The 22,279-nt window shown below is 69.2% G+C and carries 20 protein-coding genes; 14 read left to right on the top strand and 6 right to left on the bottom strand.

Features of this window, described 5'->3' with window-relative positions:
* Positions 1 to 38 precede the first annotated feature (38 nt).
* From asnB to map, 6 genes are all read right to left on the bottom strand, one after another.
* Positions 39 to 1,730 (bottom strand): asparagine synthase B, encoded by a 1,692-nt coding sequence (asnB, locus tag HEP74_RS07770; RefSeq protein ID WP_185815933.1) that lies wholly within the window; start codon positions 1,728 to 1,730, stop codon positions 39 to 41.
* 297 nt (positions 1,731 to 2,027) lie between these two features.
* Positions 2,028 to 3,155 carry a succinyl-diaminopimelate desuccinylase gene (gene dapE / locus HEP74_RS07765; RefSeq protein WP_185815932.1) on the bottom strand — a complete coding sequence of 376 codons (1,128 nt, stop codon included), beginning with the start codon at positions 3,153 to 3,155 and terminating at the stop codon, positions 2,028 to 2,030.
* A 155-nt stretch (positions 3,156 to 3,310) separates the two neighbouring features.
* Positions 3,311 to 3,667 carry a Spx/MgsR family RNA polymerase-binding regulatory protein gene (locus HEP74_RS07760; protein WP_185815931.1) on the bottom strand — a complete coding sequence of 119 codons (357 nt, stop codon included), beginning with the start codon at positions 3,665 to 3,667 and terminating at the stop codon, positions 3,311 to 3,313.
* A 162-nt stretch (positions 3,668 to 3,829) separates the two neighbouring features.
* On the bottom strand, positions 3,830 to 4,840 hold the full coding sequence (gene dapD / locus HEP74_RS07755) for a 2,3,4,5-tetrahydropyridine-2,6-dicarboxylate N-succinyltransferase (RefSeq protein WP_185815930.1): 1,011 nt from the start codon (positions 4,838 to 4,840) through the stop codon (positions 3,830 to 3,832).
* Positions 4,840 to 7,446, bottom strand: coding sequence for a [protein-PII] uridylyltransferase (locus tag HEP74_RS07750; protein ID WP_185816545.1), 2,607 nt, complete (start codon positions 7,444 to 7,446; stop codon positions 4,840 to 4,842). The genes dapD and HEP74_RS07750 overlap by 1 nt, the downstream gene beginning before the upstream one ends.
* 29 nt (positions 7,447 to 7,475) lie before the next feature.
* Positions 7,476 to 8,252 (bottom strand): type I methionyl aminopeptidase, encoded by a 777-nt coding sequence (gene map, locus HEP74_RS07745; protein ID WP_255423717.1) that lies wholly within the window; start codon positions 8,250 to 8,252, stop codon positions 7,476 to 7,478.
* A 226-nt stretch (positions 8,253 to 8,478) separates the two neighbouring features.
* Here map and HEP74_RS07740 point away from each other — a divergent pair, with 226 nt between their 5' ends.
* The 14 genes from HEP74_RS07740 (at position 8,479) to dxr (ending at position 22,268) form a co-directional block, all read left to right on the top strand.
* Positions 8,479 to 8,982, top strand: coding sequence for a Csu type fimbrial protein (locus HEP74_RS07740; protein WP_185815928.1), 504 nt, complete (start codon positions 8,479 to 8,481; stop codon positions 8,980 to 8,982).
* A 13-nt stretch (positions 8,983 to 8,995) separates the two neighbouring features.
* On the top strand, positions 8,996 to 9,733 hold the full coding sequence (locus HEP74_RS07735; protein WP_185815927.1) for a fimbrial biogenesis chaperone: 738 nt from the start codon (positions 8,996 to 8,998) through the stop codon (positions 9,731 to 9,733).
* Positions 9,687 to 12,050 carry a fimbria/pilus outer membrane usher protein gene (locus tag HEP74_RS07730; RefSeq protein WP_185815926.1) on the top strand — a complete coding sequence of 788 codons (2,364 nt, stop codon included), beginning with the start codon at positions 9,687 to 9,689 and terminating at the stop codon, positions 12,048 to 12,050. The genes HEP74_RS07735 and HEP74_RS07730 overlap by 47 nt, the downstream gene beginning before the upstream one ends.
* Positions 12,047 to 13,063 carry a Csu type fimbrial protein gene (locus tag HEP74_RS07725; RefSeq protein WP_185815925.1) on the top strand — a complete coding sequence of 339 codons (1,017 nt, stop codon included), beginning with the start codon at positions 12,047 to 12,049 and terminating at the stop codon, positions 13,061 to 13,063. Before HEP74_RS07730 ends, HEP74_RS07725 begins: the two co-directional genes overlap by 4 nt.
* A gap of 82 nt (positions 13,064 to 13,145) precedes the next feature.
* On the top strand, positions 13,146 to 13,463 hold the full coding sequence (locus HEP74_RS07720) for a hypothetical protein (protein ID WP_185815924.1): 318 nt from the start codon (positions 13,146 to 13,148) through the stop codon (positions 13,461 to 13,463).
* Positions 13,464 to 14,174, top strand: coding sequence for a fimbrial biogenesis chaperone (locus tag HEP74_RS07715; protein ID WP_185815923.1), 711 nt, complete (start codon positions 13,464 to 13,466; stop codon positions 14,172 to 14,174). It abuts the gene before it with no gap.
* A 281-nt stretch (positions 14,175 to 14,455) separates the two neighbouring features.
* Positions 14,456 to 15,259, top strand: a complete 804-nt coding sequence (gene rpsB / locus HEP74_RS07710) for a 30S ribosomal protein S2 (RefSeq protein WP_185815922.1) — start codon at positions 14,456 to 14,458, stop codon at positions 15,257 to 15,259.
* Between the two features lie 148 nt (positions 15,260 to 15,407).
* Positions 15,408 to 16,286: a translation elongation factor Ts gene (tsf, locus tag HEP74_RS07705; protein ID WP_185815921.1), complete on the top strand. Its 879-nt coding sequence runs from the start codon at positions 15,408 to 15,410 to the stop codon at positions 16,284 to 16,286.
* Positions 16,287 to 16,400: 114 nt separating this feature from the next.
* Positions 16,401 to 17,906 carry a sensor domain-containing diguanylate cyclase gene (locus HEP74_RS07700; RefSeq protein ID WP_185815920.1) on the top strand — a complete coding sequence of 502 codons (1,506 nt, stop codon included), beginning with the start codon at positions 16,401 to 16,403 and terminating at the stop codon, positions 17,904 to 17,906.
* A gap of 92 nt (positions 17,907 to 17,998) precedes the next feature.
* A complete protein-coding gene (gene pyrH / locus HEP74_RS07695; protein WP_104558608.1) occupies positions 17,999 to 18,721 on the top strand; it encodes a UMP kinase in 723 nt (240 codons plus the stop codon).
* Between the two features lie 202 nt (positions 18,722 to 18,923).
* Positions 18,924 to 19,481: a ribosome recycling factor gene (frr, locus tag HEP74_RS07690; protein ID WP_185815919.1), complete on the top strand. Its 558-nt coding sequence runs from the start codon at positions 18,924 to 18,926 to the stop codon at positions 19,479 to 19,481.
* A gap of 17 nt (positions 19,482 to 19,498) precedes the next feature.
* Positions 19,499 to 20,257: a polyprenyl diphosphate synthase gene (gene uppS, locus HEP74_RS07685; RefSeq protein ID WP_185815918.1), complete on the top strand. Its 759-nt coding sequence runs from the start codon at positions 19,499 to 19,501 to the stop codon at positions 20,255 to 20,257.
* Positions 20,254 to 21,078 (top strand): phosphatidate cytidylyltransferase, encoded by an 825-nt coding sequence (locus HEP74_RS07680; protein ID WP_185815917.1) that lies wholly within the window; start codon positions 20,254 to 20,256, stop codon positions 21,076 to 21,078. The genes uppS and HEP74_RS07680 overlap by 4 nt, the downstream gene beginning before the upstream one ends.
* Positions 21,079 to 21,080: 2 nt before the next feature.
* Entirely contained in the window at positions 21,081 to 22,268 is a 1,188-nt protein-coding gene (gene dxr / locus HEP74_RS07675) for a 1-deoxy-D-xylulose-5-phosphate reductoisomerase (protein WP_185815916.1), read from the top strand.
* The last annotated feature ends 11 nt before the right edge of the window (positions 22,269 to 22,279 follow it).

Below are 22,279 nucleotides of genomic sequence, written 5' to 3'. Positions count from 1 at the left end.
GACGCGGGAAGCACCGAGGCACTTCCCGCATGCCATCTTCATCCCAGCGCCTGCTCGTGTACCCCGGCCACCGCACGCCCTGAGGGATCGGCGGCGTTGGCGAAACTCGCATCCCACGCGATCGCCGCCGGCGACGAACAGGCGATCGACTTGCCGCCGGGCACGGTCTCGGCCGCGGCCGGCGTGGGGAACGCGCGCTCGAACAGCGTGCGGTAGTAATAGGCTTCCTTGGTCTGCGGCGGGTTGACCGGGAAGCGCTTGTCGGCCGCGGCCAGTTCGCGGTCGCTGACCTGCGCCTGCGCATGCGCCTTGAGCCCATCGATCCAGCCGTAGCCGACGCCGTCGCTGAACTGCTCCTTCTGCCGCCACAGGATCGAATCGGGCAGATAGCCTTCGAAGGCCTCGCGCAGCACGCCTTTTTCCATGCGGATCGCGCCGCCGCTGGTCTTGTCGATCATCTTGTACTGCGCGTCCATGCGCATCGCCACGTCCAGGAACTCCACGTCCAGGAACGGCACGCGCGGCTCCACGCCCCAGGCCATCATCGACTTGTTGGCGCGCAGGCAGTCGTAGTTGTACAGCGCGTCGAGCTTGCGGATCAGCTCCTCGTGGAATTCGCGCGCGTTCGGCGCCTTGTGGAAGTAAAGATAGCCGCCGAAGATCTCGTCGCTGCCCTCGCCGGACAGCACCATCTTCACTCCCATCGCCTTGATCCGCCGCGCCAGCAGGAACATCGGCGTGGACGCGCGGATGGTGGTGACGTCGTAGGTCTCGATGTGCCGGATCACTTCCGGCAGCGCGTCCAGGCCTTCCTCGAAGGTGTATTCGAAGCCGTGGTGCACGGTGCCCAGCGACTCGCCGGCGATCGCCGCGGCGGCCAGGTCGGGCGAGCCCTTCAGGCCGATCGCGAACGAGTGCAGGCGCGGCCACCAGGCTTCGGCCTGGTCGTTGTCCTCGATGCGCTTGCGCGCGAAACGCGCCGCCACCGCCGCGACCAGCGACGAATCCAGCCCGCCGGACAGCAGCACGCCGTACGGCACGTCGGTCATCAGCTGGCGGTGCACGGCGCGCTCGAACGCCTCGCGCAGTTCCTGCTTGCTCACCTGCACGCCCTGCACGGCGTCGTAGTCGCGCCACGGCTTGCGGTAGTACTGCTGCAGTTCGCCGCTGACGCTGTCGTAGTAGTGGCCGGGCGGGAACTGGGCGACGTCGGCGCAGCTGTCGGCTAGCGACTTCATCTCCGAGGCCACGCGCAAGCGGCCCTGGGTGTCGTGGCCCCAGTACAGCGGGCACACGCCCATCGGATCGCGCGCGATCAGCACGCGGCCAGCGGCCTTGTCCCACAGCGCGAAGGCGAAGATGCCGTTGAGCCGGTTGAGCAGCGCGGCCGGCGTCTGCTCGCGGTACAGCGCATTGATCACCTCGCAATCCGAACCGGTCTGGAACGCGTACGGCTGGGTAAGCTGCTGCTTCAGTTCGCGGTGGTTGTAGATCTCGCCGTTGACCGCCAGCGCCAGTTGCCCGTCTTCGGAGAGCAACGGCTGCGAGCCGCCGGCCGGATCGACGATGGCCAGGCGCTCATGCACCAGGATCGCGCCGTCGTCGACATACACGCCGCTCCAGTCCGGACCGCGATGGCGCTGCCGCTGCGAGCAATCCAGCGCCTGGCGGCGCAGCGCCTGCAGGTCGTCGCCCGGTTGCAGGCCGAAGATGCCGAAGATCGAACACATGAAAAAGCTCCTGGATGGTGTGTGGGGGTAACAGGTCGTTGCGGCGATGGTCTGCAGCGGTTGCCGGCCGGCACCGCGCTGCGTCGAAAGATTGCACGCATAAAAAAACCCGCATCGGCCGATGCGGGTTTTCTGGAGACTGGGCGTGGTGTTTCGGTAGCGCCTAGTCGCAGACCCGCATCGGCCGCGCACGATTATTCGCCAGCGCATTATTGCGGCCGTTGGCGTGGATCGGGCGGAGGGCGGACAGCGAGGTCATGCGGCGAACGTAACCCGGGCGGCGCAACGGCGCAACTGTTACGACAGCAACCGTTCGATCAGACGCAGGTACAGCGCCGGCAACGCCTCCAGGTCGGCGACGCGCACGTGCTCGTCCACCTGGTGGATGCTGGCGTTGACCGGACCGACCTCGATGCATTGCGCGCCCAGCGGCGCGATGAAGCGCGCATCGGAGGTGCCGCCGCCGGTGCTCTCTTCCGGCGCCGCGCCGGCGAACTCCCCAAGCACCTCGCGCGCGACGCTGCGCAGGCGCCCTTCCGGAGTGTAGAACGGCTCGCCGCTGCGATGCCAGCGCAGCGTGTAGTCCAGGCCGTGGCGGTCGAGCAGCGCGGCGATCTCCGCTTCCAGCCGCGGCGCGTCCCAGTGCGGGTTGTAGCGCAGGTTGAAGGCCACCTGCAGGTCGCCGGGGATCACGTTGTTGGCGCCGGTACCGGCATGCACGTTGGAGAGTTGCAGGCTGGTCGGCGGGAAGCTTTCGTAGCCGTCGTCCCAATGCCGCGCGACCAGCTCCGCCAGCGCCGGCGCGGCGAGGTGGATCGGGTTGCGCGCCTTGTGCGGATACGCCACGTGGCCCTGCACGCCCTGCACCGCGAGCGTGGCCGACAGGCTACCGCGGCGGCCGACGCGCAGCAGGTCGCCGAGCCGCTCGCTGGACGACGGCTCGCCGGTGATGCACCAGTCGATGCGCTCGCCGCGCGCGCGGAAGGTCTCGGCGACCTTGCGCACGCCGTCCAGCGCGTCGCCTTCCTCGTCGGAAGTCAGCAGCAGCGCCAGCGTGCCGGGGTGCTGCGGATGCGCGGCGACGAACCGTTCGGCGGCGACCACGAACGCGGCCACCCCGCTCTTCATGTCGGCGGCGCCGCGTCCGTACAGCACGCCGTCGCGGATCTGCGGCACGAACGGATCGCTGGCCCAGGCCTCGCGCGGTCCGGGCGGCACCACGTCGGTGTGGCCGAGCAGCGCCAACACCGGCGCGCCGCTGCCGTGCGTGGCCCACAGGTTGTCGACCTGGCCGAAGCGCAGCCGCTCGATGGCGAAGCCGGCACGCGCCAGCCGCTGCGCGATCAGCTCCTGGCAACCGGCGTCGTCGGGGGTCACCGACGGGCGGGCGATCAATTCGCAGGTGAGGTCAACGACGTCGGACATGGTGGGAAATCACTGTAGGAGCGGCTTCAGCCGCGACAAAATGTAAGAGTGTCACGCACGCCATCCATTGCGAACGATCCAGGTCCGGCAGAGTTCTGAGGTCATGGTCGCGACTGAAGCCGCTCCTACAGGGAGCGCAAATGCGCGACCGACGCTCAGCCCACGCCGAAGCGCTGCTTGAAGCCGTTGTCCGAGAATCCCTGGCTGAGCTGGCCGTCGGCGGTGACCACCAGCGGGCGGCGGATCAGTTGCGGGTATTCGCGCAGCAGCAGTTTCCATTCGGACTCGGACCCCGGTGTTTTCTTGTTGTCCGGCAGTTGCCGCCAGGTGGTCGAGGATTTGTTGATCAGCGCATCGAAGCCGCCGGCCTTGCCGGCCCACGCGACCAGGGTCTCCGGGCTCGGCTTGTGTTCGCGGTAATCGACGAACGCATAGGCCACGCCGAAGCGGTCCAGCCACTTCGTCGCTTTCTTGCAGGTGTCACAGTTCTTCAATCCGTACAACGTGGTCATCGCAGTGTCCCATCAAGCGAATAGAGCCCCTCTCCCGCTGGGAGAGGGGTTGGGGTGAGGGTACGGCGCGAAAGCGTCTCGCGGTATTTCGGTGCGCGAGCTGCGCCCGTACCCTCATCCGGCGCTTCGCGCCACCTTCCCCCGGAGGGGGAAGGAAATACGTCAATCCGCCAGGCCGCGCAGCAAATCGTTGACGCTGGTCTTGCTGCGGGTCTTGGCATCGACCTGCTTGACGATCACCGCGCAGTACAGCGAATGCGAGCCGTCCTTGGACGGCAACTGGCCGGACACCACCACGCTGTACGGCGGCACGTAGCCGTAGGAGACTTCGCCGGTGGCGCGGTTGTAGATGCGCGTGCTCTGGCCGATGAACACGCCCATGCCGATCACGCTGTGGTGGCCGACCACCACGCCTTCCACCACTTCCGAACGCGCGCCGATGAAGCAGTGGTCCTCGATGATGGTCGGGCTGGCCTGCAGCGGTTCGAGCACGCCGCCGATGCCGGCGCCGCCGGACAGGTGGCAGTGCTTGCCGATCTGCGCGCACGACCCCACCGTGGCCCAGGTATCGACCATGGTGCCCTCGCCCACGTGCGCGCCGATGTTGGTGAAGCTCGGCATCAGCACCACGTCCTTGCCGAAATAGCTGCCGCGGCGCGCGATCGCGCCCGGCACCACGCGCACGCCGGCCTTGCGGAACTCGGCCTCGTGGTAGCCGGCAAAGCGCGACTCGACCTTGTCCCAGAACGGCGCAGGCTGCGCGTCGACCACCGCCATCTCGTTGACCCGGAAGTACAGCAGCACCGCTTTCTTCAGCCACTCGTTGACCTTCCAGCCGCCGTGCCCGTCGGGCTCGGCGACGCGGAACTCACCCGATTCCAGGCCGTCGATGACGCGGTTGACCACCGGCCGGGTCGAGCCTTCGATCTCGTCCAGGGTCAGCGCGGCGCGGCGCTCGAAGGCGCTGTCGATGGTGAACTTCAGTTCGTCGGCGCTGGGCGCAGCGGCCGGTTTGGCGCGCACCGGCTTGGCCGGCGCTTTCGGCGCGGCCACCGGCTTGGCGGCAGCGCTGGCGACGGACTTCTTGGCAACCGCCTTGTTCGCGGCGGTCTTGCTGGCGGCGGCGGTCTTGGCAGCAGGCTTCTTGGCGGCGGCAGGCTTCTTGGTGGCCATTAGCGGGATTCTCCAGGCGGGGTATCGGGGTCCAGGCAGGCCTGCAGTGCGGCGTGCAGCGCCTGGCGGGAGGAGTCGGGCAACGGCAGGTTGTGCTCGTCGGTGATCTGGAACACGTCCTCGGCGCGCTCGCCGAAGGTGGCGATGCGCGCGTCGTGCACGCGCAGCTGCTGGCGGCGCAGCACCTGCGCCACGTTCGCCAGCAGCCCGGGCCGGTCCGGCGCGACCAGGCTCAGGCGGGTGCGGCGGCCGTCCACGCTCTCGCGGAATTCGATGCGCGGGGCGAAGCGGAAATGCCGCAGTTGGCGCGGCACCACGCGCCGCGCCGGGCGCAGCCGGGTCAGGTCGCCGGACAGCGCCTCGCGCAGCGCCGCTTCCAGCTGTGCGGTATCGCCGCTGGCGAAGGCATCGGCCGGCATCACTTCGAAGGTATCGAAGATCGCCTCGTGCGGCGCGTCGAGCACGCGTGCGCGGTGGATGCCGTAGCCGCGCCGGTCCAGGGTCATCACGATCGCGGCGAACAGGCCGTCGCGGTCGGGCGAATACACGAACACTTCCAGCGCGTCGTCGTCGGGGGTGACCGGGCGCACCTTGACCAGGGTGCCGCCCAGTTCCACTTCCATCAGCGAGCTGGCCTGCCAGGCCAACTGCTCGGGGCGGAAGCGCAGGAAGCTCTCGTCCGGCATGCCGGCGAACTGGCGGTCGATGACCGCGTCGTCGTGGCCCTGGATATGCATCAGCGCGCGCGTGGCCTCGCGCGCCTCCTGCACCCGCTCGGCGACCGGGCGCGGATGCTCCAGGCCGTCGCGCAGCGCGCGCCGCGCGGCGAAGTACAGGTCGGCCAGCAGCCGGTCCTTCCACGCGTTCCACAGCTTGGGGCTGGTGCCGGCGATGTCGGCGCAGGTCAGCAGGTACAGATAGTCCAGGCGCTCGCGGTCGCCGACCAGGGTGGCGAAGCGGTGGATCACGTCCGCATCGGAGATGTCCTGCTTCTGCGCGGTCACCGACATGCGCAGGTGCTGCTCGACCAGCCACACCACCAGGTCGGTATCGGCCGCGCTGAGTCCGTGGCCGGCGCAGAACGCGCGCGCGTCCACCGCGCCGAGTTCGGAATGGTCGCCGCCGCGGCCCTTGGCGATGTCGTGGAACAGCCCGGCCAGCAGCAGCAGTTCCGGCTTCCGCAGCCGCGGCCACACCTCGTGCGCGATCGAGAAACGGTCGTCGGCGCGGGCAGTGGCGAACACCGCGATGTTCTTCAGCACCATCAGCGTGTGCTGGTCCACCGTGTACACATGGAACAGGTCGAACTGCATGCGCCCGGAGACCTGCGCGAACGCCGGGATCCATTGCCCGAGCACGCCCAGTCGCGCCATCCGGGTCAGCGTCTGCACCGCGCGCGGGCCGCGCAGCAGGGCAAGGAAACGCTCGCGCGCCAGCGCGCTGGCGCTGCCGTAGGCGGGCAACTGCGGCAGCGCCTCGGCCAGCGCGCGCGCGGTCAGCGAATGCAGGCCGCGCACCTCGCCATGCGCGGCCCAGATCGCGAACAGCGCGAACACCTGCACCGGATCGGCCTGCGGCCAGCTCTCGGCATCGGCCGCCAGGTAGCCGCGGCGCAGCGAGAAACCGGCGCCCAGCGGCTGCGGCTGCGCCTCGCCGTCGAACTGTTCCTCGAAGCGCTGCAGCAGGCGGTCGCTGAGCCGGCGCACGATCGCCGCGCTGCGGTAGAAGCGCTGCATCATCTTCTCCACGCCCAGGCTCTCGGCGTCGTCGCAGAAGCCCAATCGCTGCGCCAGGGTCTTCTGGTAGTCGAAGCGCAGGCGCTCCTCCGGGCGGTTGGCGACCAGGTGCAGCCCGTAGCGCAAGCGGGCCAGCTCGCGGCGCTCGCGGCGCAGCGCCGCGGCCTCGTCGCTGCCGACGTGGCCGAGCCCAACCAGCGCTTCCAGGTCGCGCACGCCGAACGCGCGCAGCGCCATCCAGCCCAGCGTGTGCAGGTCGCGCAGGCCACCCGGGCCGTCCTTGATGTCCGGCTCCAGGTTGTCGGCGGTGTCGCCGAAACGCTGGTGGCGGGTCTGCAGTTCCTCGCGCTTGGCCAGGAAGAACGCGCGTGGCGTCCAAACCCGCTGCGGCGCGATCGCCGCGGCCAGCGCCGCGCGCGCGGCGGCATCGGCGAGCAGCGGGCGCGCCTCGATCAGCGCGGTCAGCACGGTCTGGTCGGCGCAGGCGGTGGTGCATTGCGCGGCCGAACGCACCGCATGGCTGACCGGCACGCCGGCATGCCAGAGCAGCGCGAACAGCCGCGCCAGCGCCTGCTCGTGGGCGCGCTGGCGCTCGGGTTCGCCGAACACCAGCAGGTCGATGTCCGAGCGCGGGAACAGCTCGCCGCGGCCGTAGCCGCCGACCGCGTACAGCGCCAGCCCGGCGTCGCGCGGCAGGCAGCGGTTCCAGGCATGCTTGATCAGTTGGTCCAGCGCGCGCGCGCGCAGCGCCAGCAGGCGGTCGATGTCGTCGCCCTGGTCGAAGCGCTTGCACAGCCGCGCGTCGGCCTGGCCAAGCAGTTGCCGGGCCGCCGCGGCCCAATCGGCATCGTCGGCGGCCGCGTCGGGCATGCCGGCATCGGTACCGGCCGGCAACAGGCTCACGGCTCGCCGAGGCCGCCGGGCGACAGGGTCAGCACTTCCACGCCGTCCTCGGTGACCGCGATCATGTGCTCCCATTGCGCCGACAGCTTGCGGTCCTTGGTCACCACGGTCCAGCCGTCCGGCAGCACGCGGGTGTAGCGCGAGCCTTCGTTGATCATCGGCTCGATGGTGAAGGTCATGCCCTGCTTCAGCACCAGGCCTTCGCCGGGACGGCCGTAATGCAGCACCTGCGGCTCGTCGTGGTAGACCTTGCCGATGCCGTGGCCGCAGTACTCGCGCACCACGCTGAAACGCTCGCCTTCGGCGTACTGCTGGATCGCGTGGCCGACGTCGCCGAGCGTGGCGCCCGGCCGCACCGCGCGGATGCCGCGCCACATCGCCTCGTAGGTGGCCTCGACCAGGCGCCGCGCCATCACCGACGGGGTGCCGACGTAGTACATGCGGCTGGTGTCGCCATGCCAGCCGTCCTTGATCACGGTGACGTCGATATTGACGATGTCGCCGTCCTTGAGGACCTTGCTCTCGTTGGGGATGCCGTGGCAGATCACGTTGTTCACCGAGCTGCACACCGTCTTCGGGTAGCCGCGATAGCCGACATTGGCCGGCACCGCCTGCTGCACGTTGACGATGTGGTCGTGGCAGATGCGGTCCAGCTCGGCGGTGGTCACGCCGGGCTTCACATGCGGCCCGATGATGTCCAGCACCTCGGCGGCCAGGCGGCCGGCGATGCGCATCTTCTCGATGTCCTGGGGGGTTTTCAGATTGACGGTCATACCCACCATTATCGCTCATTCGGGGCTTTCCTGAACGCGTCCATGCGCGCTGCCGATTTTTTGTCGCCTGTCCATAAGGCCGCCGTCTTCACAAAAGTCAACCCGCAAAACAGGGATGCGCATCCCACGTGAAAACTAGATAAACATCCAAAAAAATGTGCACTGGCCCACACTTTGCATTGACTTCGGTACCGACGGACTCCGTCATTCCGAAGAGCCTCACCTCATGCAAGCACTCCATCGCGCACTCGCCATCACCGCGTTGCTGGCCGCCGGGACCGGCGTGGCTTCCGCCCAGACCGACTCGCGCACCTTCAACGTCAAGATCGTGATCACCAGCGTCTGCGACATCCAGACCGCACCAACCGACGTCGATTTCGGCAGCGTCAACTCCACCCAGACCTCGATCAACAGCACCGGCACCTTGAACGTGCGCTGCACCTCGGGCACGCCGTACAACATCGCGCTCAACGCCGGCAGCGGCTCCGGGGCGACGGTGTCCTCGCGCACCATGGGCAGCGCCGACGCCGGCAATACATCGCGCGTGCCGTACGCCCTGTACCGCAACTCGGCGCGCACGCAGAACTGGGGCTCGACCATCGGCAACGACACCCAGGCCGGTACCGGCAATGGTGCAGTGCAACCGCTCGTCGTCTACGGCCAGGTCGCCAGCACCAACTACCCTGCCGGTTCGTACAGCGACGTCGTCACCGCCACTGTGACCTGGTAACCGGAGCGTTCCCATGCCCTTGCGCCGACCTTTCGTGTTTCGTTTGCCGATCACCGCCGCGCTGTGGCTGGCGGCGATCCTGGCAGCCCAGGCCGCCAGCCTGCAGGTCGCACCGACCTCGGTGCAGTTGACCGCGGAACAGTCGGCGCAGGGCCTGTGGCTGAGCAACAGCGGCGACACGCCGCTGCAGGCCCAGGTACGGGTATTCCGCTGGCGCCAGCAGGACGGCGAGGACCTGCTCGACCCCAGCGACAAGATCGCGATCAGCCCGCCGATGCTGGAACTGGCGCCGCACTCGCGACAACTGGTGCGCATCATCCGCCTGGACGATGCGCCCAAGACCACCGAGGACACCTATCGCGTGCTGGTCGACGAACTGCCGTCGGCGGACGCCACGGCCAACGCGTCCGGCCTGCAGTTCGTGCTGCGCTACTCGGTACCCATCTTCGTCAAGCCCGCAGCAGCCGCGGCTCCCGCCCTGCAGGCACGGCTGATCCGCGACGCCGCCGCGCCGGCGCTGGAGGTCATCAACCAGGGCAGCCAACACGCGCAGCTGGTGGACCTGCATTTCGTCGCCAGCGACGGCACCCGTGCCGCGATCGCCGACGGTCTGGCCGGCTACGTGCTGCCGGGCCAACACAAGCGCTGGCCGCTCCCTCCTGCGCTGGTGCGTGCCGACGGCACGTTCAAGGCCACGATCAACGGTGAGCCCATTGCTCAGTCGCTCGCGCTGGACGCACAGGCTCCTTGAGCTGCTGCTGGCGCTGTGGGCGAGCGCCGCACACCTCGCCGCCGCCCAGCCCAGCGGCCCGCCCCCGGACCAGGAAACGCTGTACCTGGAGGTCACCCTGAACGAAACCCGCAAGCCTGGACTGTTTCGCTTCGAACGCGACGGCGCGCGCATGCTCGCCGATGCGGCCACGCTGCGTCAGCTGGGCCTGCGCATCGGCGCCGACGCCGACGCCGCGGCGATCGCCCTGGAAGACCTGGACGGGGTGCGCTACCGCTACGACAGCGGCTTGCAGCAACTGGCGATCGATGCGCCGGTGGCGCTGCTCGACGTGCCGCTGACCCGCATCGATGCGCAGGACAGCGGTCCGGCGCTGCCGGCAACCAGTTCGCCCGGCGCCCTGCTCGACTACGACGTGTACGCCAGCCGCCAGGGCAGCGCCAGCAATCTCACCACCAGCGGCGAAGTGCGCGCCTTCGGCCTGGGCGACGGCCTGCTCGGCCAGGGCATGTTCCGGCAGTCCTTCGTCGCCCGCCTCTACCGCGAACCGCAGCGCGACTGGCGCAGCCAGGCGATCCGCCTGGACACGCAGTGGCAGTGGTCGCTGCCCGACCGCATGACCAGCGTGGTGCTCGGCGACACGCTCAGCAGCAGTACCAGCTGGAGCCGCACGCTGCGCCTGGGCGGCGTGCGCGTGGGCCGCGATTTCGGCCTGCAGCCGTACCGCGTGACCACCCCGCTGCCGGAATTCCTCGGCGAAGTGACGGTGCCTTCGAGCGTGGACCTGTACGTCAACGGCATCCGCCAGTACGGCTCGGAGTTGCCGGCCGGGCCGTTCCAGTTGTCCGCCGCGCCCGGCGTGGACGGCGCCGGCAACGCGCAGTTGGTGATCACCGACGCCTACGGCCGCAGCCGTTCGGTCGAATTTCCGTTCTATGCCACCCAGGACCTGCTCGCCGATGGCCTGGACGACTGGTCGCTGGCGCTGGGCCGGGTTCGCGAAGGCTATGGCAGCGACGCCTTCGCCTACGCCGGCGACACCGTCGGCAGCGCCAGCTGGCGCCGCGGCCTCAGCGCCGGCTTCACCGCCGAGGCCCATGCCGAGGCCGGCGCCGGCATCCGCAACGCCGGCGCCGGCGGCATCTGGCTGCTGCCGCGGGCCGGGGTGGTCGGCGCGTCGCTGGCGCACAGCCAGGGCAATGGCCTGAGCGGCCGCCAGTACGCGCTCAGCTACCGCTGGAACAACGGCCGCTTCAACGTCTCGATGGATACCCAGCGCGCGCAGCGCGGCTACCGCGACGTGGCTTCGCAATACGGCGCGCCGCCGCCGCGGATCAGCGAACGCGCGCTGGCCGGGGTCAGCTGGGAGCAGGTGGGCAACGTGTCGATGAGCTATGTGCGCCTGTCCTACCCGGACAGCGGCGACGTGCGCTATGCCAGCCTGTTCTGGACCCGCGCGCTGCCGTGGCAGTCCTCGCTGAACCTGAGCGTCAACCAGAATCTGGACCAGGCCAGCGATCGCAGCATGTACCTGGGCTGGTCGATCGCGCTCAGCGGCGCGCGCCAGGCCAGCGTCGCGCTGCAGCGGGTCGGCGAGCGCATGAGCGTGGCGGCCGATCTCAGCCGCTCGGCCGCCGCCGACGGCGGCAGCGGCTGGCGGCTGCAGGCGCGCAGCGGCCAGGACAGCGCCGGCGGTCTGGCCGAGGCCACCTGGCGGGGCGACACCGCACGCTATGCCGCCGGCCTGGCCAGCTACGGCGGCCAGGCCTATGGGTATGCCGAAGCCTCCGGCGGCCTGGCCTGGATCGGCGGCGGCTGGTTCCCCAGCCGCGATCTCGACCAGGCCTTCGCCCTGGTTTCCACCGGCGGCATCGCCGACGTGCCGGTGCTGCTGGAAAACCGCCCGATCGGGGTCACCGACGCACGCGGCTTCCTGCTGATCACGCCGCTGATGGGCTGGCAGCACAACCAGGTATCGATCGATCCGATGCAGCTGCCGCCGCAGATGCGTCCGGAGCGGGTCGACCAGATCGTGGTGCCGCGCGACCGCACCGGCGTGGTGGTGGACTTCCCGATCCGCAGCAGCGACGGCGTCCTGGTGCAACTGCACGATGCGCGCGACGCGCCGCTGCCGGTCGGCAGCCGGGTGCGCGGCCCGGGCATCGCCGCGGTGGTCGGCTACGACGGCGAGGCCTACCTGGAAGGGCTGAAACTCGGCCGCAACGAACTGGAGGTGGACATGGCCGCAGGCAGCTGCAGGGTCACGATCGAATACACGCCGCAACGGCGCCCGGCCCGCCTGGGGCCGCTGCGCTGCAGCGCAGGGCCGGCGCCGTGATCCGTCGCGCATGGCAGTGCGGCGCGCTGCTGGCGCTGGCCGCGGCGCTGGCGCCCGCGCCGGCCGCCGCCACCACCACCTGCACGGCGGTGACCACCGCGCTGGATTTCGGCAACGTCTCCACCAGCGCCGCCACCGACAGCAGCGCGCAGATCACGGTCACCTGCCAGACCGGCGCGCTCAGCATCCTGGGCACGATCTATGTGCGCATGTGCCTGAACATCGGCGAGGGCGCGCAAGGCGGCGGCTTGGGCATCGCGGCGCGGCGCATGCTCAATCCGCTCAGCGACAGCCTCGGCTTCCAGTTTTACCGCGACAGCGCCCGCAGCCTGATCTGGGGCAGTTCGCTGAACGCCTCTACGCCGCTGCAGGTGGACCTGACCTACTCATCGCTGCTGACCGGGGGCACCGGCAGCGCCAGCTACACCATCTACGGGCGCGTCCCGCTGCAGAGCGGGATCGCCACCGGGCTTTACCAGAACAGCTTCAGCGGGGTGTTCACCAACCTGCAGTACCGCTACGACGAACCGTTGATCGGCACCCCCGCGGTCCTGCCCGCCTCCTGCACCACCGGCGGCAAGGGCGGCGGCAGCGCAGTGCAGTTCCCATTCGTGAGTTCGGCCAATGTGGCCCCGGTCTGCACCATCGCCAGCATCGCCGACCTGGACTTCGGCAGCCAATCCGGCTTCGTCGATACCGCATTGAACTACACCACCGCGCTGAGCATGAACTGCGTCCGGCGCACCGCCTGGCAGGTCAGCCTGGACAACGGCCAGTACGCCAGCGGCAACCTCCGGCGCATGCGCAATGCCGCCGGCCAGTACCTGACCTACGAGTTGTACCGCGACGCGGCGCGCAGCCAGCGCTGGGGCAGCACCCTGAACAGCGATACCCAGACCGGCACCGGCACCGGCAGCACCCAGTCGCTGACCCTGTACGGCAAGGTGCCAGCCCCGCAGACCCCGGCCCCGGGCAGCTACAGCGACGTGGTCAAGGTGACTGTGACCTACTGAGAGATAAACGTCGGCGCGGACGCGGTAAAGTTGCTGCACGGCACGCCGTTATCTGTCGCATCCTCTTGGGAATACCACCATCATGACCGCCAGCCCGTTCATGCAATCGCTGCTGCTCGCTGGCCTGTGCGCCGTCTGCGCGAGCGCGGCGGCGCAGAATCCCGGCGCGAACGAAAACACGGCGTTCCGGGTCGGCATCCGCCTGATGGGCAGCTGCGAGATCGACACCGCCGGCCGCAGCCAGCCGGGCGCGGCCGCCGCGCAGGTGGCCTGCAGCCGCCCGCTGCCCTACCAGGTCAACATCGATGGCATCGCCGCGCCCAACGCGCTGGCGCTGAGCCTGAGTCTGGCCGAAGGATTGCCGCGCCAGGATTCGCGCTACGCCACGGTCGCGTTCTAAGTGAGCGGCCGCCCTAGCGGTTGGATCGCCGGCCTGCTGCTGGCGCTGCTGCCGAGCCTGGCCGCGGCCGCCGGCGTGCGCATCAGCCCGACCATCGTGCAAATCCCGCCCGGCGCCCAGACCGCCGAGATCTGGTTGAGCAATACCCAGGACCGGACCTGGCAGGCGCAGGCCAAGCTGTACCGTTGGCACCAGGCAGAAGGCATGGAGCAATTGCAGGCGACCGACGATGTCCAGGTCAGCCCGCGCCTGATCGACATCCCCGCGCAGGGGCGGCAGCTGCTGCGGGTGGTGCTTACCGGGCCGGCCGCGACCGACGGCGAGCTCGCCTACCGCCTGGTGCTGGAAGAACGCCCGGACGCGGACGCAGCCGCCGATCCGCGCCTGCTGCTGCGCTATTCCACCCCGGTGTTCCTGTCCCCGTCCGGCACCGCGCCGGCCGCCGCGCTCAGCGCCAGCCTGGTCGCCGGCGCCTACGGCCCCGAACTGCAGGTGCGCAACCGCGGCAAGGCCCACGCGCGGCTCAGCGACCTGAGCCATGTCGGTGCCGACGGGCGCCAGCTGACCCTGTTCCACAACCTGGCCGGCTACGTGCTGGCCGGGGAACAGAAGCGCTGGCCGTTGCCGGTCGAGTTCGGGACCGCGCGCGGTGGCCATTTCGCCGCCAGGCTCGACAACCAGGCCGAGCTGCAGCCGCTGCTGGCCGAATGACCCGGCCGGCGCGCATTTGCGCGCAAGGCCGCAGCCCGTTATAGTTCCGCTGCTTTGTTGCGCCCGCCAGGGCCAGCGAACCGTCCACGCCGGACGCACCGGCGAATACACACCTGCTGCCATCGCCCGTGCCGGGGTGCTCCGCGAGGAGTTCGGTCACGGAGGCTGCAGGGAGGCCCAACCCCGGAATCGTCGTGCACGCCGTCGCAGGCCTGCATGTCCATGCGCGGCTTCACCCTACTTGCCCGCGCACGGCCGGTTCCCTATCAGGAGTCACTGCAATGCCCCAAGTCACCATGCGTCAGATGCTGGAAGCCGGCGTCCACTTCGGCCACCAGACCCGCTACTGGAACCCCAAGATGGCGCCGTACATCTTCGGCGCGCGCGGCAAGATCCACATCATCAACCTCGAGAAGACGGTTCCGCTGTTCAACGACGCGATGAACTTCATCTCCAGCGTCGCGCAGAAGCGCGGCACCATCCTGTTCCTGGGCACCAAGCGCAGCGCCCGCGACTCGGTGAAGGAAGAAGCCGAGCGTTGCGGCCAGCCGTTCATGACCCAGCGCTGGCTGGGCGGCACGCTGACCAACTTCCGCACCGTCAAGCAGTCGGTGGCGCGCCTGAAGGAACTGGAAGCGGCCGAAACCGACGGCACCTTCGACAAGCTGGTCAAGCACGAAGTGCTGACCCTGCGCCGCGAGCGCGAGAAGCTGCTGGCCTCGCTGGGCGGCATCAAGGAAATGAACCGCCTGCCCGACGCGCTGTTCGTCATCGACATCGGCCATGAAGACATCGCCATCAAGGAAGCCAAGAAGCTCGGCATCCCGGTGATCGCGGTGGTCGACACCAACTACAACCCGGAACTGGTGGACTACGCCATCCCGGGCAACGACGACGCCATCCGTGCCGTGCAGCTGTATGCCCGCGCCGCCGCCGACGCCGTGCTGGAAGGCAAGGCCGCCGCGCCGAACGCCGCCAGCGTGCGCGAGGAAGAGTTCAGCAGCGAAGCCGGCGACGACAAGGGCCGCGGCCCGCGCAAGAACGGCAAGAAGGCCGAAGAAGCCGCCGCTCCCGCCGCCGAGTAATCGGCGCGCCATGCGATTGCGCGAGCATGCGCAGTCGCCACCCGGCGCGCGCTGCGCGCCCGGGTCCGCGGGCGCCGCAAGCGCCCGTTTCCCAGAATTCCCGGCCGGCCGCAAACCGGCCCTTTCCCACCTTTTGTGAGGTCACCCCGTGGAAATCACCGCTTCCCTGGTCAAGGAACTGCGCGAGCGCACCGGCGCCGGCATGATGGAATGCAAGAAGGCGCTCACCGAGAACGCCGGCCATATCGACAACGCCGCCGAGTGGCTGCGCAAGTCGGGCCTGGCCAAGGCCGACAAGAAGGCCGACCGCGTCGCCGCCGAAGGCCGCATCGCGATGGCCCAGGACGGCGGCAAGGCCGTGCTGGTCGAGATCAACTCCGAGACCGACTTCGTCGCCAAGGACAACAACTTCCTGGCCTTCACCGAAGCCGTGTCCCAGGCTGCGCTGAACTCCGGCGCTGCTGATGCCGAAGCGCTGAAGAGCGCCAAGCTGCCCGGCGGCGAGACCGTCGAGGAAGCCCGCGCCGCGGTCATCGCCAAGGTCGGTGAGAACGTGCAGGTGCGCCGCCTGGCACGCATCGACAGCGTCAACAACGTCGCCGCCTATGTGCACGGCGGCCGCATCGGCGTGCTGGTCGAGATCAAGGGCGGCGACATCGAGCTGGCCCGCGGCATCGCCATGCACATCGCCGCGATGAACCCGCCGCACGTGAAGGCATCCGACGTCCCGGCCGACTTCGTCGCCAAGGAAAAGGAAATCGAGCTGGCCAAGATGTCGGAAAAGGACAAGGCCAAGCCGGCCGACATCCTGGAGAAGATCATCAGCGGCAAGATCGCCAAGATCGTCAACGAAGTCACCCTGTACGGCCAGCCCTACGTGCTGAACACCGACCAGAGCGTGGAGCAGGCGGTCAAGGCCGCCGGCGCCGACGTGGTCGGTTTCCAGCGCCTGGCCGTGGGCGAAGGCATCGAGAAGGTGGTGGAAGACTACGCCGCCGAAGTGATGAAGCAGGCCGGCCTGGCCTGAGTCCGGCCCGTCCGCAGAAAAAAAGCCGCGCATGTCGCGGCTTTTTTTTCGCCAGTGGTACGCTCTGCGGGCAGGGACGCATCGCTGTCCCCATCACACTTCCCGCGGAACCGCATGCGCCCTGAACTCGAAGCCATCCTGGCTCACTCCCGAAACCTGCCCTCGCCGCCCGGGATTGCGCTGCGCATCATCGACCTGGCCCAGGATCCGGACGTCGATCTGGCCACCACCGCCGACACCATCGCGATGGACATGGCGCTGAGCGCGCGCATGCTGCGCATCGCCAATTCGCCGCTGTACGCCAGCCGGCGCCGCATCGACAACCTCGGCCAGGCGCTGACCATGCTCGGGCTCAACGCCGCGCTGAGCCTGGCGCTGGGCTTCTCGATGGTGCAGAGCCTGCGCGACGGTGCCGGTGCCGGCGACCTGCAGGAACGGGTCTGGCGGCGCAGCGTGCTGTCGGCGCTGGCCAGCCGCCTGCTCGGCCAGGCCATGGGCCTGCGCAAGCAGGAAGAACTGATGCTGGCCGGGCTGCTGCAGGACATGGGCGCGCTGGCCCTGCTGCACATCTGCCACGACGACTACGCGCCGCTGCTGCGCGAAGCCGGCGGCAGCGGCAGCGAGACCCTGATCGCCATGGAGCGCGAGCGACTCGGCTGCGACCACGCCGAGGTCGGCGCCTGGCTGGCGCAGAAGTGGAAGCTGCCCGGCTACCTGCAGCGCAGCATCGGCCACAGCGCCGGCACCGAACTGGCGCCGGACACCTTCGGCAAGTGCGTGCTGCTGTCCGGCAGCGTCGCCGACATCTGGCTGAGCACAGACGTCGACGCCGCGCGCTGTCTGGCGATGGAGCGCGCCTATCGCGAACTGCAGCTGGACAGCCGCCGCTTCGACGAGGTGATCGCCGGCATGGCCGAAGCCTTACCGGTCATCGGCCCGATCTTCGACGTGCGCATCGCGCAGCCGGAGCGGATCGACGCGATCATCAGCCATGCCCGCGAACTGATGGTGCTGCGCAACCTGCGGCAGATCCAGGAAGCCACCCTCGCCCGGCACCAGGCCGACGAATCGGAGAACCGCGCGCGGCGCCTGGCCGAGCAGGCCAGCCGCGACGCGCTGACCGGGGTGTACAACCGGCACCAGCTGGACATCCTGCTCAGCCAGCAGTTCGACCTGGCCAGCCGCCACGACTGGCCGCTGTCGATCGCCTTCATCGACCTGGACGACTTCAAGAAGATCAACGACGCCCATGGCCACCTGATCGGCGACCAGGTGCTGCGCGCGTTCGCCCAGGCCCTGCAGCCGCTGTTGCGCGGCAGCGATACCGTGGCGCGCTTCGGCGGCGAGGAATTCCTGGTGCTGCTGCCCAACACCAGCGAGGAGGCCGCACTGAGCGTGATCCGGCGCATTCTCATCGAGATCGCGCAGCGGCCGATGGTCGAATTGCAAAGCGGGCCGCTGCACATCAGCTTCTCCGCCGGCGTCGCCACCCAGGGCGGGCGCGAGCGCTTCGGCACCGCACAGGAACTGCTGCAGGCCGCCGACGACATGCTCTACAGTTCCAAGCACGGCGGCCGCAACCGCGTCACCGCGCGCTCGTTCCGCGACACCCTGGCCTGAACCGGGCCACTGCACGCACGCGTGCGCGCGGCAGATTCCGCGCCGCGCTTCGGCTAGAATCTCGTGGTTTGCCCGTCCCCCACGAGGTCACCATGTCCCAGCTCGCCTATCGCCGCATCCTGTTGAAACTTTCCGGCGAAGCGCTGATGGGGGATGGGGATTACGGCATCGACCCCAAGGTCATCAACCGCCTGGCGCATGAAGTGATCGAGGCGCAGCAGGCCGGCGCGGAAGTGGCGCTGGTGATCGGCGGCGGCAACATCTTCCGCGGCGCCGGCCTAGCCGCCGGCGGCATGGACCGGGTCACCGGCGACCACATGGGCATGCTGGCCACCGTCATCAACGCGCTGGCGATGCAGGACGCGCTGGAAAAGCTCGGCGCCAAGGTGCGGGTGATGAGCGCGATCAAGATCAACGACGTGTGCGAGGACTTCATCCGCCGCCGCGCGATCCGCCACCTGGAAAAGGGCCGCATCGCGATCTTCGCCGCCGGCACCGGCAATCCGTTCTTCACCACCGACTCCGGCGCGGCGCTGCGCGCGATCGAGATCGGCGCCGACCTGCTGCTGAAGGCGACCAAGGTCGATGGCGTGTACGACAAGGACCCGAAGAAGCACGCCGATGCGGTGCGCTTCGACAGCCTGACCTACGACGAAGTGATCGCGCGCAACCTGGAAGTGATGGACACCGCCGCCTTCGCGCTGGCCCGCGACAGCGACCTGCCGCTGCGCATCTTCAACATGGGCCAGCCCGGCGAGCTGCTGAAGATCCTGCATGGCGCGGAGATCGGGACGCTGGTCAAGGGACGTAGCTGAGAGGCCGGGATTCGGGATTCGGGATTGGGGATTGGGGAATCGCAAGAGCGTTGCGCGCTGCAACATCGACGCGAGGCTACTTCCCCGCGGCGCGCGGTTGAGTCAATCGTGCTGGGGAACTGCCTTTGCCATTCCCCATTCCCGATTCCCCATTCCCAGCAGGCTATAATCGTCCGATTCAGATTCAGCACGGACACCGGCGATGCTCAACGAAATCAAACAAGACGCACAGACCCGCATGGCCAAGAGCATCGATGCGCTGCGCCATACGCTCATCAAGGTGCGTACCGGCCGCGCTTCGACCGCTCTGGTCGAACACCTGAAAGTCAATTACTACGGCTCGGAAATGCCGCTGAGCCAGGTCGCCAGCGTGGCCGTGGCCGATGCCCGCTCGCTGACCATCAGCCCGTGGGAAAAGCAGATGGTCAGCGCGGTGGAGAAGGCGATCCTGGCCTCGGACCTGGGCCTGACCCCGAACACCTCCGGCACCACCATCCGCCTCAACCTGCCCGCGCTGACCGAAGAACGCCGCCGCGAGCTGTCCAAGGTCGTGCATAGCGAAGGCGAGGACAGCAAGGTCGCGATCCGCAACATCCGCCGCGACGCCAACCAACAGATCAAGGATCTGCTGAAGGACAAGAATGTCACCGAGGACGAGGCCCGCGCCGCCGAGGATGACATCCAGAAGCTGACCGACAAGGCGATCAAGGACGTCGACGACGTGGTCAAGGGCAAGGAACAGGAACTGATGGCGGTCTGAGCCTGCGCCTCGCGGCCATGCCTTCGGACCCCTCTTCCATGTCCCTGCCCCGCCACATCGCCATCATCATGGATGGCAACGGCCGCTGGGCGCAGCGCCGCCGCCGGCCGCGCGTGATCGGCCACCGCGCCGGCGCGCGCGCGGTCAACCGCACCATCGACTTCTGCCTGGAGCGCGGCATCCCCGCGCTGACCCTGTTCGCCTTCTCCAGCGAGAACTGGGGCCGGCCGCAGGAAGAAGTGGACGCGCTGATGAAGCTGTTCCTGCACGCGCTGGATCGCGAGGTCGAGGAACTGCAGCGGCGCGGCGTGCGCGTGCGCTTCATCGGCGACCGTTCGCGCTTCGCGCCGTCGCTGCGCCAGCGCATGGCCCAGGCCGAAGCCGGCACCGAGCACAACCAGGCCCTGCACCTGTCGATTGCGGCCAGCTATGGCGGCCGCCAGGACATCGCGCAGGCCGCGCGGGCGCTGGCCGAAGAGGTCGCGGCCGGACGCCTGCGCCCCGAGCAGATCGACGAGAACATGCTGTCGGCGCACATGGCGCTGGCCGACCTGCCGCCGCCGGACCTGTTCATCCGCACCGGCGGCGACGTGCGCATCAGCAATTTCCTGCTGTGGCAGCTGGCCTACACCGAACTGTGGTTCACCGAGACCCTCTGGCCCGAGTTCGGCGCCGAGGTGCTGCAACAAGCCCTGGACGACTACGCCAGCCGCGAGCGGCGTTTCGGCCTGACCAGCGCGCAAGTCGCCCCGGCGACGGAGAACACATCCGCATGACCCGTACCCGTGTCATCGCCGCGCTGATCATGGCCCCGCTGGCCATTTGCGCCATCCTGCTGCTGCCGACGCAATGGCTGGCGGCCCTGGCCGCGCTGATCTTCCTGATCGGCCTGTGGGAGTGGCTGAAGCTGGCGGAGGTCGACGACACCTTGCCGCGCACCATCCTGCTGGTGCTGAACCTGCTGCTGATGGTGCTGCTGGTGTGGGCCTCGGCCGGCTCGCTGGTGCTGTTCCAGCTGACCACCCTGGTCGGCGTCGGCTGGTGGTGCGTGGCGCTGCTGTGGCTGCGCTTCTTCCAGTTCGGCTCCGACCACGCCACCTACGCGCGGGTGTTCAAGCTCGCTGCCGGCACCCTGGCGATCGTCCCGGCCTGGGCCGCGCTGGGCCTGATCCATGCCAGCGAGCCGAACGGGCACCGCTGGCTGCTGACCGCGCTGGTCACGGTGTGGGCCGCCGATTCCGGCGCCTATTTCGCCGGGCGCCAGTTCGGCAAGCACAAGCTGGCGCCGCGGATCAGCCCCAACAAGACCGTCGAAGGCCTGATCGGCGGACTGCTGGCCGGCCTGATCTGCGCCGCCGGCTTCGGCTGGCTGGCCGGGGTCACCCTGCCGCAGCTGCCCGGCCTGCTGATCGTGGCCGCGGTCAGCGTGCTGGCCTCGGTGGTCGGCGACCTGTTCGAGAGCCTGCTCAAGCGCCATGTCGGTGCCAAGGACTCGGGCAACGTGATCCCCGGCCATGGCGGCGTGCTGGACCGCGTCGACGGCGTGCTGGCGGCGCTGCCGATCTTCGCGCTGGGTAAAGAGATCTTCGGATTCTGAACATGGCCGACGCCGTCCGCTCCATCGCCGTGCTCGGCGCCACCGGCTCGATCGGCGCCTCCGCGCTGGACGTGATCGCGCGCCACCCGCAGCGGCTGCGCGCCAGCGTGCTGGCCGCCGGCAGCAACGTCGCCGGGCTGCTGGCGCTGTGCGCCGCGCACCGGCCGGCGCACGCGGTGATCGCCGACCCGGCCCTGTACCCGGCGCTGCGCGACGGCCTGCGCGACGCCGGGTTGCGCACCGAAGCGCATGCCGGCGCCGCCGCGCTGGAGCAACTGGTGGCCAGCGACGCCTGCGACAGCGTGGTCGCCGCCATCGTCGGCGCCGCCGGCCTGGCCTCGACCCTGGCCGCGGCCCGCGCCGGCAAGCGCCTGCTGCTGGCCAACAAGGAATCGCTGGTGCTGGCCGGCGAACTGGTCACCGCCACGGCCGCCGCGGCCGGCGCCGAAATCATCCCGATCGACAGCGAACACAGCGCGATCTTCCAGTGCCTGCGCTCGCGCCAGACCGGCGCCGAAGTGCGGCGGGTGCTGCTGACCGCTTCCGGCGGCCCGTTCCGCGGCTGGGACCGCAGCCGGCTGCAGGGCGTGACCCCGGCGCAGGCGGTGGCGCATCCGAAGTGGTCGATGGGCCCGAAGATCTCGGTCGACTCGGCCACCCTGATGAACAAGGGCCTGGAAGTGATCGAGGCGCACCACCTGTTCGCGCTGCCGCCTTCGCGCATCGAGGTGCTGGTGCACCCGCAGAGCCTGGTGCACTCGCTGGTGGAGTTCATCGACGGTTCCACCTTGGCGCAGATGGGTTTGCCGGACATGCGTACCACCCTGGCGGTGGGTTTGGGCTGGCCGCAGCGGATCGAATCCGGGGTCGCCGGACTTGACCTGCTGGCCCATGGCCGCCTGGACTTCGAACCCGCGGACCTGGACGCCTTCCCCTGCCTGGGCCTGGCCTGGCGCGCGATGCAGGTCGGCGGCAGCGCCCCGGCGATCCTGAATGCGGCCAACGAAGTGGCTGTTTCAGCTTTTCTTCAGGGCCGTATCGGTTTCCTATCGATTCCTGCGCTGGTCGAGAACGCCCTGACCGTGCTGCCCGCGGGCGCGGCCGACTCCCTGGACGCGCTGCTGGCGGCGGACGCGCAATCGCGCAAGATCACCGAACTCGCCATTGCCCGCCAGCCTGCCCATGTCTGACACGCACGCCC

This window comes from Xanthomonas sp. SS, assembly GCF_014236835.1.
Lineage (GTDB): Bacteria > Pseudomonadota > Gammaproteobacteria > Xanthomonadales > Xanthomonadaceae > Xanthomonas_A.
This window is presented reverse-complemented; position numbering and strand designations above follow the sequence as displayed.

Bases quoted from the DNA above. Each gene is read 5' to 3' on its own strand.
- asnB (WP_185815933.1), bottom strand. From the start codon at position 1,730: ATGTGTTCGATCTTCGGCATCTTCGGCCTGCAACCGGGCGACGACCTG.
- dapE (WP_185815932.1), bottom strand. From the start codon at position 3,155: ATGTCCGACGTCGTTGACCTCACCTGCGAATTGATCGCCCGCCCGTCG.
- HEP74_RS07760 (WP_185815931.1), bottom strand. From the start codon at position 3,667: ATGACCACGTTGTACGGATTGAAGAACTGTGACACCTGCAAGAAAGCG.
- dapD (WP_185815930.1), bottom strand. From the start codon at position 4,840: ATGGCCACCAAGAAGCCTGCCGCCGCCAAGAAGCCTGCTGCCAAGACC.
- HEP74_RS07750 (WP_185816545.1), bottom strand. From the start codon at position 7,446: ATGCCCGACGCGGCCGCCGACGATGCCGATTGGGCCGCGGCGGCCCGG.
- map (WP_255423717.1), bottom strand. From the start codon at position 8,252: ATGACCGTCAATCTGAAAACCCCCCAGGACATCGAGAAGATGCGCATC.
- HEP74_RS07740 (WP_185815928.1), top strand. From the start codon at position 8,479: ATGCAAGCACTCCATCGCGCACTCGCCATCACCGCGTTGCTGGCCGCC.
- HEP74_RS07735 (WP_185815927.1), top strand. From the start codon at position 8,996: ATGCCCTTGCGCCGACCTTTCGTGTTTCGTTTGCCGATCACCGCCGCG.
- HEP74_RS07720 (WP_185815924.1), top strand. From the start codon at position 13,146: ATGACCGCCAGCCCGTTCATGCAATCGCTGCTGCTCGCTGGCCTGTGC.
- rpsB (WP_185815922.1), top strand. From the start codon at position 14,456: ATGCCCCAAGTCACCATGCGTCAGATGCTGGAAGCCGGCGTCCACTTC.
- HEP74_RS07700 (WP_185815920.1), top strand. From the start codon at position 16,401: ATGCGCCCTGAACTCGAAGCCATCCTGGCTCACTCCCGAAACCTGCCC.
- pyrH (WP_104558608.1), top strand. From the start codon at position 17,999: ATGTCCCAGCTCGCCTATCGCCGCATCCTGTTGAAACTTTCCGGCGAA.
- frr (WP_185815919.1), top strand. From the start codon at position 18,924: ATGCTCAACGAAATCAAACAAGACGCACAGACCCGCATGGCCAAGAGC.
- uppS (WP_185815918.1), top strand. From the start codon at position 19,499: ATGCCTTCGGACCCCTCTTCCATGTCCCTGCCCCGCCACATCGCCATC.
- HEP74_RS07680 (WP_185815917.1), top strand. From the start codon at position 20,254: ATGACCCGTACCCGTGTCATCGCCGCGCTGATCATGGCCCCGCTGGCC.
- dxr (WP_185815916.1), top strand. From the start codon at position 21,081: ATGGCCGACGCCGTCCGCTCCATCGCCGTGCTCGGCGCCACCGGCTCG.